This is a genomic window from Methylobacterium durans, from assembly GCF_003173715.1.
GTDB lineage: Bacteria > Pseudomonadota > Alphaproteobacteria > Rhizobiales > Beijerinckiaceae > Methylobacterium > Methylobacterium durans.
Genome location: NZ_CP029550.1, coordinates 842,696 through 855,675, shown reverse-complemented (window position 1 = coordinate 855,675; position 12,980 = coordinate 842,696). Strand labels below are relative to the sequence as shown.

The 12,980-nt window shown below is 63.6% G+C and carries 11 protein-coding genes; 4 read left to right on the top strand and 7 right to left on the bottom strand.

The genetic code is table 11. From position 1 onward, the window contains the following. Positions 1-11: 11 nt before the first annotated feature. The 5 genes from DK389_RS03995 to DK389_RS03970 form a co-directional block, all read right to left on the bottom strand. Positions 12-755: a hypothetical protein gene (locus DK389_RS03995; protein ID WP_109887536.1), complete on the bottom strand. Its 744-nt coding sequence runs from the start codon at positions 753-755 to the stop codon at positions 12-14. A gap of 53 nt (positions 756-808) precedes the next feature. Further along, positions 809-1,447 (bottom strand): hypothetical protein, encoded by a 639-nt coding sequence (locus tag DK389_RS03990; protein WP_109887535.1) that lies wholly within the window; start codon positions 1,445-1,447, stop codon positions 809-811. Positions 1,448-2,234: 787 nt separating this feature from the next. Further along, positions 2,235-5,330, bottom strand: coding sequence for a plasmid replication protein, CyRepA1 family (locus tag DK389_RS03985; protein ID WP_109887534.1), 3,096 nt, complete (start codon positions 5,328-5,330; stop codon positions 2,235-2,237). Positions 5,331-5,770: 440 nt separating this feature from the next. After that, positions 5,771-6,919 (bottom strand): tyrosine-type recombinase/integrase, encoded by a 1,149-nt coding sequence (locus tag DK389_RS03980; protein ID WP_109887533.1) that lies wholly within the window; start codon positions 6,917-6,919, stop codon positions 5,771-5,773. Between the two features lie 590 nt (positions 6,920-7,509). Continuing rightward, on the bottom strand, positions 7,510-8,406 hold the full coding sequence (locus DK389_RS03970; protein ID WP_109887532.1) for a DUF3102 domain-containing protein: 897 nt from the start codon (positions 8,404-8,406) through the stop codon (positions 7,510-7,512). Between the two features lie 820 nt (positions 8,407-9,226). Between DK389_RS03970 and DK389_RS33840 the strand changes: the two genes are divergently transcribed. The 3 genes from DK389_RS33840 to DK389_RS31985 all read left to right on the top strand — a co-directional run bounded on the left by DK389_RS33840 (position 9,227) and on the right by DK389_RS31985 (position 10,488). Continuing rightward, complete coding sequence (locus tag DK389_RS33840; RefSeq protein WP_335645520.1) at positions 9,227-9,484, top strand: DUF6522 family protein; 258 nt, start codon at positions 9,227-9,229, stop codon at positions 9,482-9,484. 45 nt (positions 9,485-9,529) lie between these two features. Then, positions 9,530-9,742: a hypothetical protein gene (locus tag DK389_RS33835; RefSeq protein WP_109887529.1), complete on the top strand. Its 213-nt coding sequence runs from the start codon at positions 9,530-9,532 to the stop codon at positions 9,740-9,742. A gap of 530 nt (positions 9,743-10,272) precedes the next feature. Next, entirely contained in the window at positions 10,273-10,488 is a 216-nt protein-coding gene (locus DK389_RS31985) for a hypothetical protein (RefSeq protein ID WP_162560481.1), read from the top strand. 937 nt (positions 10,489-11,425) lie between these two features. Here DK389_RS31985 and DK389_RS03945 read toward each other — a convergent pair. Beyond that, positions 11,426-12,127 (bottom strand): sigma-70 family RNA polymerase sigma factor, encoded by a 702-nt coding sequence (locus DK389_RS03945; RefSeq protein ID WP_109887527.1) that lies wholly within the window; start codon positions 12,125-12,127, stop codon positions 11,426-11,428. Positions 12,128-12,294: 167 nt separating this feature from the next. Between DK389_RS03945 and DK389_RS03940 the strand changes: the two genes are divergently transcribed. Then, the gene (locus DK389_RS03940) at positions 12,295-12,531 is read left to right on the top strand and encodes a hypothetical protein (protein ID WP_162560391.1); all 237 of its coding nucleotides are present in this window, start codon (positions 12,295-12,297) and stop codon (positions 12,529-12,531) included. Positions 12,532-12,742: 211 nt separating this feature from the next. On the opposite strand, the gene DK389_RS03935 is transcribed toward DK389_RS03940, so the two are convergent. Beyond that, entirely contained in the window at positions 12,743-12,952 is a 210-nt protein-coding gene (locus DK389_RS03935; RefSeq protein ID WP_109887525.1) for a hypothetical protein, read from the bottom strand. Positions 12,953-12,980 lie beyond the last annotated feature (28 nt).

Genomic DNA, 12,980 nt, shown 5'->3' with positions numbered 1-12,980 from the left:
CCCCGTGACGATTACCCGTGGATGGGCTCGGCTAGGACGAGCGGCCCCTTCACCATAGGGATCCGCCCATTGAGGACGCCCCGGAAGATCTGCCGGCAGACCCGCGGGATATCGACCGGACCGACGGACCTCACCTCGATGTCGGAGATCCCATCCCGTCGGTACAGGAAATCGTGCCGCGCGATATGCGCCTCGACCGTCTCCCTCGACTGGGACCCAGGGGGCACCAGTAGAAGACCGTTGAAGAGCCCCCTTCGATCGAATGCCTCGTTCGGCCACGTAACCGTCTTGAGGGATCCATGATCATCGGCACATCCGATCAGGGCCGGCGCTTCCCCGCACGCGGAACGAGGCCCGATCCGGCTCGTCAGCTTGGAGAAGAGATGCCGGACGGGAGCGTGAACCCTGACGGGGATCTCGCTCTCGCACCAGATGAGTTTTTCCACTTGGACCCGGACGAGGTGAGCGGAACACCCCTCCCGGATCTTCTGCCGAGCCACCTCGACGTAGGCGTCGATGACGGGAACGACCTCCTGCAGAAATCGCCGATCACCGTCTCGGTAAAAATATTTGTAGTCGGTCCGGTGGGCGTAATACGGTCGGGGGCCGTCGTTCTTGAACTTCCTGTCGAGGGCGGCACTCGGAATGCCGACGTTCAGTTTATGAAAGATCTTGGCGTTACCGGTCTTGTTGTCGATAACGATCTTGACGTTATCGGTCTGGGGATCAGTTACGAGCAGTGTGGTCTCCTGCATGGTTGGGGAGATGATGGGCCCGACGCCCCGACAGACGTCGGGTCCAAACGGACTTACCGGGACAGCTCGGAGAGAGCCCGGGGCAGGATGACGACGCCGGCGTCGATGCCGATCTGACCCCGGCAGACGGCCTTGAGGCAGTACCGGGCCACCTTCAGGATATCGCCGTGCTGGATCGGCCGAACGTCGATCCGGGCGATGCCCCCACCGCGACGGTAGAGACCGTCGTTCTCGGTGAAGTGCTCGACCGCCGTCTGGCCCTTCAGGCGGGACCGGGGCGGCAGCGCCAGGAGGCCGTGGAAGTGCAGACCACCGTCATTGCCGGAGACCTCGACGGACCGTCCCTTGTAGACGGGGATGTCGACGCCACCGATGAGGATCGGCCTCTGAGTCTTCGGGGTGACCGTGGCTGAGCGGGGTCGACGAACAACCCGAGAGATCAGCCTGGCGTAGGTCCGCGTCACCGGGTCATGAGCGAGGGTGGGAATCAGCCGGATATCGAGGCTGATCTTCTCGGGCATGATGGTGACGAGGTCGACGGACCAACCCTGGTCGGATCGGTCCTGCACGATCTCGGAGAGGGATCGCACGTAGAGGTCGATGTCGAGACGGGGTGGTGGGGAGATCTTGATCTTCCCGGTGATGATCCCGCTCGTGGTGTTCCCATGATGATCGACGGGGGTCTGATTCAATAGGGTATAGGACTCCATATGCGGACCGGGACGATCCACACCGGGTGATGGATGTCGGGACCTGAGACCTCGAGGCTGATCCTCGGAGACCCGCCGGGTCCGTCCTGCCATCACGATCGGTCTGCTTCGCCTCGGGCGGGGTGTCGTTCTCGGACGACCCAAGCAGACTAGAGCAACTCATCCACGAATAGCAATAACTTTCTTCAATATTCTGACGGGCATGCAGTTATGACAAAATGTTGACATTCTTTTCATTCGAAGTATCTGCTTGTGACATCAATGCAATGTACAAGATGATATCAGCAGAGCTGTGGCCATCTCCTATTTAGGTCTGACAGGCCCTCCGACCGCGTGACCCTTCAACCGAGCACAGGCTCTGCGTCGGAGATGCTCGCTCGCACAACTTGAAGAAAATTGATTCGAATCGAATCGACCTTGAGTCGCACTTCAGTCCAATATGGGAATGGAGCTGCTATGGTTCTGCGGCCGATCTCTCGCCCGGATCCTTCCGCGGGCTCCTTCAGGGTTCCTGCCCGCGCCCGACCCTGCCGTTCCAGAAGACCTTTCGATGATCAGGACCGCCTCGTCGCAGCCGTCCTCGCTCGATGATATTTTGGGGGGACCGAGGATCTGAGCTCCTGAAGGCACCCCGACAGGTCGTCGACGAGGAGGACAACGGCCCAGTGATGATAAGAAAGGAATACCGTTGTCCTCTCCTCTTCCTGAGAGTGACTGTCCCTGTGAGTGGTGGCTCGGGGCGTCCGGGCCGCCATCCCGAACGGGGATCTCAGGCGTCGAATTCGTCTTCGCCGTCATCGGCGAAGGGATTCATCCTGGGCCCATAGTGCCCGGTCATGAACTGCCAGGCTTTGATCGCTCCCCGGGTCTCGATGACGCGCTCCATCTCCCCGCAGGCATCAGCATCGATCCCATAGCGTCGAATCTTCTGGCCCGAGAGCGTGACCGACTTCGGCTTCGCGAGGGGCAGACCGACCATCCCGAGAATTCGGCCGAGCTGCTGCATCGGTTTCTTCACTACGTCGGCCTGGATCGGGATACCGAGCTGCGTCTCCAGGGCTGCCTTGTTGGTCTGCACGAACTTGGCGAAGTCCTGCAGGTCGCGTGCGTCGATCACGGCGTCGATAACAAGGCCGCTTAAAGCCGATGCGCCGCCGTCGGCCTGTGCGATCCTCGCGGAGGCGGAAGGTGGGCAGAGCGGCGTCAAGCGCAACAGCCGCGCGATGGCGTAGGCTCCGCCCCCCGCATTGCGCATGAAGCGGAGCTGCTCGGCGAGCGGCTCCGCGGGATCCTGTCCGAACCGGTCCAGATTGATCAGCCCGCGGGTGACCATCGTGAGCAGACGCACCTGTCCGCGATGACGCCCGCGTTGGTCGAGGCGGATCAGTTCCATCGAGGCTGGTTGCCGATACGACAACTCGATACCGGTGCGCTGAAAGGCCCAGAGCTCATCGTCCGGGACCGTGTCGCCGTTCTCCAGCCTCCTTTTCACCGTCTCGAAGGCTGGGCGGGGGAGCACGTCGGCACTCATGATCCGCTCTGCGTATGCCTCGTCGCGGATCTGGGCGCCGACCTGCATTAGCCCGTAGCCGCATGCTGCGGCTCCGAGATCCTTGTTCACGTGGACGATCGTGCAGCCCTGCGCCTCCTTGTGCCGGATGAAGTTCGCCTTGAGCGCATTCTCGGACGCGCGCTCTTCGGCCGTGATCAGGGCCGCCATCCGGATGAGCGGGATGTCCTCACGGTAGATCTCCTGCCCATCGTCGTCGAAGCCGACCAGCTGATCATGGTGCCGACCGAGCCGGCGCAGGTCTGCCCTCACCACGTCGAGGTTCGTCTCGAAGTTGAAGGTCTGCGGTGAGACCCAGACCTTGACCGCGCCCGGGTGACGGACGCGGCCGAGCTGCTGATCGAACTGTGTGTGGGTGATCACCAGCGGCTCGCAGAAGCCGAACACAACGTCGATGAGCTTGGCGTTGTCGGGAAACGTGAAATCGACCCCCGTTCCCACCGCGGGCGAAGTCATGATCGCATCGAATTCGAGGGCATGCACCTTCGGGTGCATCAGGAACTTCTGGACATCCTCGTTCGGGATTGTCTCGGAGGTGATCGCGATGATCCGCTTGTCGGGTGCAATCTCGCGCAGGCCGGCCTCGAGCTTCTCGATCAGGGTGCGGGAGTTCGCCGTCACGAAGACGCGCTTGCCGTCGAGTGCCGCCTGCTTCAACTCGCCGATCAAGTGCTCCTTGGAAGCATGGACCTCGACTTCCTGACGAGCCGGCTGTGCCTCGTTGAGCCAGACCCGCGCGACCTTCTCAGGACTCGTGCGCGCAAGCCATTGATCTGCGATCATGCCGAAGAAGGTGTCGAAGCTGACCCATCCGAGATCGGCATCGAGGGCGACGATGTACGTGGCGTGTCGCACCAGGTGCGTCAGCAGCGTGAAGATGCGGTGCGGCCCCGGCCCGTCCGGGCGTCCCATCGTCTCGGACAGGAAGTGCGCGCAGACCTGCTCGCTTTCATCGAAAACGATGACTTTGTACTCGGCACTCGGGCTGATCTGCATCAGCGAGTCGACGCAGATGGCAAGGCGCTTCTGGTTGAACGTCTGACGGCGGGCATGCCCCTTCTGCGCCTGCAGAACCTCATACAGGAACTCGCCCCCAGGCCAGGGGCCTTCGTCCGGGGACACGTCGCTGGTGTCAGGTGGTTCGGAACGGGAAGCCTTTCCGTCCACCCTACCCGGATCGTCGAGATAGTAGCTGATCCCAAGCCGGCGGCTGGCCTCTGCCAGGAGCGAACGGCGATGACCGACGACGAGAACGGACCGCTTGTCGCGCAGGAACTCGATGAGGCCCTCGGTCTTGCCTGAACCCTTCGGGCTCTTGATGAGCGTCAAGTGCTTGTGGACGAGCGATGGTGTCGCCCGCCCGGACACGATCCGCGTGTCCGGCCCCATGAGGATCCGCTGAGCCGGCGATCCGTTCACCAACCGGTCGGGCGGGCTCGATCCGGTTTGCCGGGCCGCCTGAGCCCCCCGGAGGGTCTTCTCGAAATCCGCGAAGTCGTAATCCGCCTGGTGCCCTTCCGGCCAGAACGTCTTTGCGCAGGCCTTGCAGTGCACACCCTTGGCGCCCCGCCGGCTCACGGTCACGAACGCGCTGGCGTTCCGGTCATCGTGGAACGGACAATGCACTTTCGTGGTTTGCGGGAGATCCCGCAGGCTCGCGGAGTCGCCGTTGGCCACCCGCAGCGCCTGATCGAACATGAGTTCAAGGGCAGATTGGGTGGTTTCGGCCGGTCTCGTGCCGCGCCCGGGATGGGCCGGACCCTTGCCCACCTGGATCAGCTCGCTGAGGACCTCGGGGCTCATCTCGCGGCCGATGGCATGGACGATCGCGCCCGGGTTGCCGAAGGAGATCCGGGTCGGATCGACGGCCGCCAGATCACCGCCGAGCCGGCGGGTGGCGCCGATTGTAGCCGCCCGCATCTCCTGAGCCTTGGTGATGGTGCGCGGAGTGGCGAACACCACGCGGAAGCGATGGTTGTCCTCCGTATGGTTTTCGGTCGTGTAGACACAGAGGGCGTGATCCCGCACGAGCGGGTGGGTCATGGCTGCCTCGAGACGCGTGCCCTGATCGACGTCGACCGCTACGAGGTCGGAGGCGACGAAGTTGGCGCTGCATCGAGGGGTGGTGTGCTGTGCGCAGAAGGCCCAGCCCTCCTCTTGGACGGCTCGGATCAGTTCGGCTAGGACCAACTCGACGTTGACCCAGCCGTGGCTATAGAACCAGTTGTCGGCTACGCTCTTGCCGACGAACCCCGTGTTGAGCGCAGCCTTCAGCGCTCTATCTGAATTGATCATGCCGTGTCCTTGCCGAAGAGCATGTCTCTCCGGGCGATTGCTGGTGATGGGGAAGCACGCGCGTCGGGTCAGCCCGCTCAAGGCATCGAAGGCCGTGGACGGCTGACACTCGGACGAACGGCAATAAGGTTAAACTTGAGCCTTGCCTCACGCAGCTGATGCTCGCGTGAATTACGGTTGCGCACCGACTACGCCGCACTGGATGCGACCGGCCGGAATGGCAAATTCAATGTAAAGTGCTAAATATTCGACGGCAACACATAATTTGTTGTCATTATTGGTCGACGAGGCGGCCATGCTATTTGCTCGGCACGACCATCTCCTGCGCATACTCTGACTTTGGCCCACCCATCTGGGTTCCCCGTAAACCTGCGCTGGGCGCAGACGACCGGAGACAGTACATCTTCTTGGAAGGCTTGCCTTGAGCGACGATCCGGCATTCAGCCGGTACGAGAAGGGGATGCTGCACGGCTTGCTTCCACCGCCTCCAAGCCGGCGCGAATGTCGTCAAGCAGGACGTGCGCGTAGCGGGTGGTCGTCTCCACCCGCTTGTGCCCGAGTAGACGTTGAGCGCCCTTGAGGTTGCCGGTGGCACGCAGGTAGCGCGTGCCCGCGATGTGGCGGGCGTCGTGCCGGCGAAAGCCCTTCGCGATCCCGGCTTCGGTCACACGGCGTCGCCACTGGGTCTTGAAGCCGCCGTCCGTGATCGGGCGGCGCTCGCCCCGACCGACGCTCCCTCGGCTGCGCTTGGCGGCGTAGGTGAACACGTAGACGGGATGATGTCCGGCGCATTCGTCCAGTATGGCGAACTGCGCGTCGGTGAGCGGGATCGTGTACCATTGTGCTTGCCCGGTCCGGGACTTGTTGCGGATCCGCGCCAAACGATTGACGCGGTCCACTTGGGACCAGGTCAGCAGCGCGCCACTCACGCGCGTGCCGGTGCTGATCAGGAAGCGGAACAGGCGACCGTAGTCCGGCCCGAGCGCCCGCACGATTCTGGCTTCCTCGTCACCGACGGCTTCACGAACACGCTCCTGCGGTTCGGGCAGCAGGAGGTTCGCCCATTGCGGATAGGTGACCGGGTAGAGCCAGACGTCCCGCGCGCGCCTGAAGAGCTTGCGCAACGGCTCTGTCGCGTAGCGGTTGACGGTTGCGTTCTGCACGCGATTGCAGGGGATCTCGATGAGGGCCCTTGTCGCTGGATCCCGCCTCACCCGAATGGTGCGCCGATGCGCCACCATGGCAGCGATGCGTTCCGAGGTGATGTCGGTGAGGAGGGTTTCCTCGCCGAAATAATCAACCAGCCACTCGAGCGACCACCACGTCGTCTGCGCCGCGGCGTGGTGCCGACCGACCTCGTTCCAGTAACGCGCGGCGAGGTTCCCAAGAGTGGGCCTCTCCTTGCCACCCCAGGCCGCGCGGCGCTCCTTCTCGGCCCTGGTCTCCGAGCGCGCCTCATCTCTCAGGCGCCGCTGGACGGCTTGGGCGGAGCGCCGGTCAGTCTCGCCCGTAGAGCACCGAATGCGCTGTCCTTCGACCCGGATGTCGCACCAGAGGAACGGCGAACCTTTGCGCGTGTAGAGGGACATTCCCGGCGACGCTCCGATTGGAGGAACTGCACCAGGTCGCAGAGAAGGAACCGCCGCCTCGCGCGCCTCTCGCCCTGTCCGTGGATGAGGTACCCCACACGACCAGCCCTTACGGCCGACCGAAGGTGTCTCTTGTCCATTTCGAGGGCTGCTGCCGCCTCCCTCAGGTTCAGCGTCGTGCGTCCGGTGAAGGCACGCGCGAGGCGATCCGGAATGGGACCGGTCATCGGCTCGCTGTCAGCCATTGTCTGGCTTCCAGCAGGCTCGCGTCAGCACGGTGCTGGTCGGCCTTCTCCCTGCAAACTGGTTTTCCACGCCCGCCGGCGCACGTCCGAGCGCACCGGGGTGTGCGAGGAGGGGGCCGATGTGGCGGCGGACGATGGTCTGGCTTGCCTGCATGATGCCGCAGACGTTTTCATCTGGGAGCCCGCCTCGGGCGGGAAGTGAGGGCATAGCGGCTATCCGTGATGCTCTTACCGGGCGCTCATCGGTGCATACCGAGGCATCGGTGGTAGGCCGGCTGTTATGTCGGCGAGGGCGTGCGATGATGGCCAATCCTGTATGACCATCCACCTCTCGAATTCAGAAATTCAGCGTGGCTTGGGGCAGGCCCCGCGCAAGGCGTCGCAGAATTTCTGTGGATCTACTTCGTTGAGTCCGGTCAGAAGCTTGTCGAATTCGCCGTTGAAATGCTCAACGACGTATTTCGCCAAAAGGAATTCCGGCTCGTCTGTCTCGGCTCTCCCTTCGAAACCATCCCCTGACAGAACCGGGTCCTTCTCTGTTGCTTCTTTGCTTGACGGGCGCTTGGTTCCAGCAGACGGCGTGGGCTCGCTGGAGGATTGGGGGTCGGCTTCCGGTCCAACCACACCTTTCGTATCAAACCCGGCTCCCGGCCGCTCTCCGGCACCCGGCGGATCGTCGGCTCCCGGCCGCTCTCCGGCACCCGGCTGATCGTCCGCTCCCGGCCGCTCTTCGGCACCCAGCTGATCTTCAGCTTGCGACTGCGGCGCAGCGTCTGACGGAGGATTAAACCTAGTTCCCGGTTGGTGAGTGCGCCCTTCAGCATCAATCAGTTGCTTGACCTCTCTGATGCTGAGCCGCTCGCCTTGCTGCAACCGGACCTCAACGCTGTCTCGGACCGTTTGAGGCACTGAAGGGGCAGCCAGCAGGTAAAGTGCAGTCGGCCCGAGAACCGACACGATGTCGGATTTGTCCCTGAAGGTCTCGTGGACGTTCATGAAACGTTGTGCCGTTCGCTCGGTCCATCCGAACTCGCGCTCCAAGTACGAGCCCCACTCCCCATGGCGGACGATGCCCTTGGCGGTTCCGAGCCGTTCGCCGATCTCGAAAATGATCTCTGACGTGGTTCTGGTCAGCTTCCGAATATCGTTAGTGAGCGCCTGCAGTCTCGTGGCTGATTCAGGATCCATCCCGTCATAACTGAACTTGTGGGGGGCCGAGTTTGGCTGATCGTGAGGGTTCATGGTTGGGCCTTTCGACGCACGGCATCAGCGCTGCCCCACGGATTCGCCGGGGGCTGCGTTCGGCGGCTGCCGGTTGATCACAACAATGGGCGCAGGCCGGCGATTAAGCCGCGGTGGCCGCAATCGTCATTGCTTGAAGTATCGTAAACTGACCCGTTCCGAACGCTTGTCAAGAGTAAATCCGCCGCAAATCCGAATAGGATCTCAGACAAATGAAAGGTAAACTCGCTCTCGTTATTACAGAGCCGGAAACAGAGAATCGAAAGCGCCGTGTGAAACAGGCCCTGTTCGAGAAATCGAGAGTCACTACGAACGAGTCAGCGAGCGCACTGCTTCCGCCCGCGCAAGGTACCGTTTCAGCGTGGCCTCGGACGCCCTCACTCACTCCGGAGCCAACTCGGGCTAATGGTGGTTCAGAATGCGCATGCTCTGCCCTCGCTTCCCTGCCGAGGGCGAGAGGCGGAGGCGCATGCGGGAACCCGACGCCTTCGACGTGCTTCGCCGTAAGCAGCATCTGGCCCTACGCTTCGCGGTGCGCGAGGACCGGTCAGTGCCAAGCTTTGTGCAGGGAGGAATCTGGAACTACGGCGCCCCGGTTAGGGGAGGGGAGGCAACGCCGCCCGGCTTCCGCTCAGAGGCTGCGATGAGGGCCACCCGGCAGATCAGGTGGTATCTGCTCCACGCTCTGGATGGCTGAGCGCAACCGACGCGAAGAGACCAGCTGCCGATCAGGCGAGCAAGGCTCCGCCTCCCGATCAGGCTCCGGCTCTCGCACTTTGTGTGGTATAGTCAGCCTTAGCCCGCATCTGCCGCTGAGCTGATGGAGGGACGCCCCATGCACTTGGATCGCAATGGGCAGGGCAGCTGGTTCATCGATCCGGAGCAGCTCGCCGCACGACTAGACATCCTCCCCGGCCACCTGCGGCACAAGATGAGGCTGGGCCTCGTCACGAGCCGCGTCGAGGCTGGGCAGGCGGAGGATGCCGGCCACTGGCGTGTCACGGTTCGCGTCGACCGAAAAGCCTGGCAGGGCATCTTCGATGAGGCTGGCAATCTGGCCAGTGAGCGCATGCTCTAACAGCGAGACCCGTGCGCCCGGGCGGCAGCCTTCCAGGGAGAAGCCATGATCACTCCCGTCAACGAAACCCCGCTCGAAGGGGCGACCCGGCATATCGTCGAGGCTGAGCGGCGCTGGGACCGACAGATCGATCTGGTTGCGAAGCTCGCCGGAAACGAAGCGGCCCGCGCCGCCGCCGAAGAGAAGCTGCTTGAGATCCGAACGACCCTCAGGCTCGCACGGGTTAAGCAGGCGCTTCTCCGCGCTCTTGGGGATTGAAAGCTGCGGGGCAAGGTCCTGCCCCGCCATCAGCTCAAGTGCGCTGATTAGGCGAGGTGGATCTGCCGGGCTCAACGCCCACTTCGCCAGCGTCCTGACCAACTCCGCTAGGCCGTTTCTCGCTCGCCGCAGCAGCCCGCGGTCAACTCTCAGGAGAGCGGTGCTTCGGCGGCTGGATGGTCACGAGCTTTCCGGTGACCGGGTCGAGGATGACTACCGCCATGGCGCACCTCCTCGGGTTCAGTCCTTCTGGGCCACACTCCCAAAGGCATGGCAGAACCTGTGTCCGCACGGCTCCCTTAAGCCGCGATCGGCTTTCGCGCATTCGGCCCCGCATTTGTTAAAGCCACGCTTCCCGACCAAAGAGACGATGCTGTGGTCGATCCCCAATCGACACTGGCCTTGCTAGCGGTTTCGTCCTTCCCAAGGTCGCGCTAGCGATGCCGCCTCGAGACGTACTCGCCCCGCAGCCTCACGGTTTGCGGGGCCTTTCGTTTCGATCGGGGCTGAAAGCCGCGCTCAAGGCACCCGTGAAGCTCCTGCCTGCCAATCGCATCGTCGCCGCTTCCCTGGCTGAGGCGATGGCGGACGAGCTTGCCGCAGTAGCTCACGCTCACCGGCAGGAAGGCCGGCCGGAGACCGCAGATGGGCTTCTCGACCAAGCCCGGCACCATCGTGTGCAGGCGATCCGGCTGCGTGCCCAGGCAGGAGCCGAGGACTACATGCGGGCCGCGAGACCGTGGTAAGGCGCGGCGCCGCGTAAGCCCGCCATACTCGCGTAGCGCGCTCGCTCCCTTCGCGTAAGCGCGTTTATGGGATCGGAAAACGCCCCTCCGAACAGTCTCCGGAAGCTCAATTCGCGCCGCGCGGACCGTGCCAGTAGAGGCATAGAAAAGCCGCCCGCGAAGGGGGACACGCGGGCGGCTTCTACACTCGCGACGACTGCGGGGTCCATCACTCGTATGGGGCCGAGGATAGAACCATTCCGGGCGCCGCGCGAGGTTCAGTACCGCCGCGAACCGGCCCGGTGGAGAATGCCCCGGGGCGAAGCTTGAAGCAGTCGCCCGCCGATTGGGCGTTATGGAGCCTTTTGCCCTTGATGGACTATGGCCCCGGCCGAGGTTGGGAGCGGGTCTGACGAGCCGTCTTCGATAAAGGCGTCACTGGCGCGCTTCGCAGGGTTGATCGGGTTCGACGCTGCGGAGGCTCTGCGCTTGCCGCGTTGAGCACGCGAGCCAGAGCGTCAGCCTCCAACCGTGCGGCTTCCTCGGTGGGATAGGCGTGCGAGGATCGGCTATGCGGGATCCCGGTATCGGACGGGACCAGAACCCAGCAGAAGTAGCGCGGGTCCTTCACGCACCGCTCCGTCGTAACTCTGAGAACGCGGGTCTCTCGGCCGGGCATACGCCATCCTTTCACGGCCGTTTGCTGAGGCCAAGGCGGGGCGCCACCGCGGCGCTGAGCACCAATGGCACCTGCGAGGCCCAGGAAGCGGCGCGCTAGGAGCATCCGGCCGCGGCTGGATCCTGCTTGGTTGGCGAGTGCCCTGCCTGTGCGATCAGGCGGGCCATGGTCAAGCAGACGAGCAAGCAGATCGAGCGACGAGGCCACCGATGAGCAGGTTCCGACTGCACCAAGACTGGCGCGAGGTGGACGGCCTCGTCACCGATCACGTGTCAGCGCCTAGGCGGACACCCGTGTCGCAGGCATCCCGAGCAGGCTCGTTAAAAGCGAACGCGCCCGGCTGACACGGCTCTTCACCGTTCCTGTCTGACAGCCGATCACCTCGGCTGCAGCTTCGTAGGTCAGGCCCTGCGCGCCCACGAGCAGCAGGGCTTCGCGCTGGACCGCTGGCAGCTTGGCGATGTGCGTCCAGATGGTGCGCAGATCCGTGCCATGTTCCTGAGCGGCGGGTGCGGTCAGGGTGCCGGCCATAATGCCGTCCGCGTCCTCGACCTCGCGCTTGGTCTTGCGGCACTCGGTGTAGAACTGGTTGCGCAGGATCGTGAAAGCCCACGCCTTGAGGTTCGAGCCCGGCAGGAAGCGATCCTGAGCTGCCCACGCTCTAACCAGCGTCTCCTGCACGAGGTCGTCGGCGCGTGCCGCGTCCGGGACGAGCGACATCGCGAACGCTCGCAGGTCAGGAAGCATCGCGATCAGGCCGTCGCGGAAGGCTTCTGCGTTCCCACCCTGCACGGCGAGCGCGCTGTCGAGCTGCGCGATCAGGTCGAGCAACCGCTGCGGCGGTTGAGCCTGCATCAGCGCGCCGTAGGCCGCCTGCAGCTCGAAGCCGAGGCGATCGAGGACGGCCACAGACAGGGGAGCCGAAGCTGTTGCGTCCCGCACATCTGGCTGATGCGCACCGAGCCCGCTTGGTATCAGCATGTCCTTCAACCTGCTGTTTTTTCTCAGAGTCATGCGCGGAGGCGTACGCCGAGCACTCTGACTGTACAGTGAACACCTAACTAGGCCGTTGGAGGATCGTTCCGCGTGGCGCTCGCGTTCCTGCCGTCCTCTGCAAGCCAGTGCGATTGGGGTTAATGGCGCGCTCAGTGACCTACAGCATCGTCGACCATCCAGACGGGCGGTTCGCGGTCGTGGCTGCTTCTGCGGCCGGTTCGGTGCACTGGCGCTGCGGGTTCCTGACGCTTGCCGAGGCCGAGCGGTGTGTTGAGGACCTGCGCGCCATAATGGCGGCCTGTGGCGCCGTGCTGGTGCGCTGGGAAGCGGAGCTGCCGGATACGGACCTACGGGCAATGCTCAGAGCACTCAGGCCACCGTTCCAATAGGGCTTGCCCATGTGAGAGGGCCGGAAACCAATCAGTTCGCCTCTCACACACGCCGCTTTCGGCATTTTGATAGCCGAATGCGGCAACATCCTAGACCCTAGTGAGAGATGCCGGGCAGGGCTGGCATGTAGCTCCGGCCGTCTGTTCTCGGCAGTTTTCGCCACCTGCCGAGTGGCCGAGGCACCGCCTCGCCACGCCTATTGAGGATGCCTTACTCCGCTTCCGAGACAAACAGGTACGTCGCAGTCGGGTGGGCCGCCCCGCTTGCGCGATGGGTCACGCTGTCGACCCTGAAATGCTGGTAGCCGTCGCCGCTCTGCTTCGGCACCGAGATGGTGTCGCCGGGTCTCGGAAGGTTGGCGAACTCGTACGGCCCAACCTCGGTCTTCGCATCCTTCCAGACGTCGCACGCGATCGACATTCCGCTCTCCTGATGCACGCGGAGCTGA

Coding starts and splice junctions, on each gene's coding strand:
- DK389_RS03995 (WP_109887536.1), bottom strand. CDS start 755: ATGCAGGAGACCACACTGCTCGTAACTGATCCCCAGACCGATAACGTC.
- DK389_RS03985 (WP_109887534.1), bottom strand. CDS start 5,330: ATGATCAATTCAGATAGAGCGCTGAAGGCTGCGCTCAACACGGGGTTC.
- DK389_RS03980 (WP_109887533.1), bottom strand. CDS start 6,919: ATGTCCCTCTACACGCGCAAAGGTTCGCCGTTCCTCTGGTGCGACATC.
- DK389_RS03970 (WP_109887532.1), bottom strand. CDS start 8,406: ATGAACCCTCACGATCAGCCAAACTCGGCCCCCCACAAGTTCAGTTAT.
- DK389_RS33840 (WP_335645520.1), top strand. CDS start 9,227: ATGGAGGGACGCCCCATGCACTTGGATCGCAATGGGCAGGGCAGCTGG.
- DK389_RS33835 (WP_109887529.1), top strand. CDS start 9,530: ATGATCACTCCCGTCAACGAAACCCCGCTCGAAGGGGCGACCCGGCAT.
- DK389_RS03945 (WP_109887527.1), bottom strand. CDS start 12,127: ATGCTGATACCAAGCGGGCTCGGTGCGCATCAGCCAGATGTGCGGGAC.
- DK389_RS03935 (WP_109887525.1), bottom strand. CDS start 12,952: ATGTCGATCGCGTGCGACGTCTGGAAGGATGCGAAGACCGAGGTTGGG.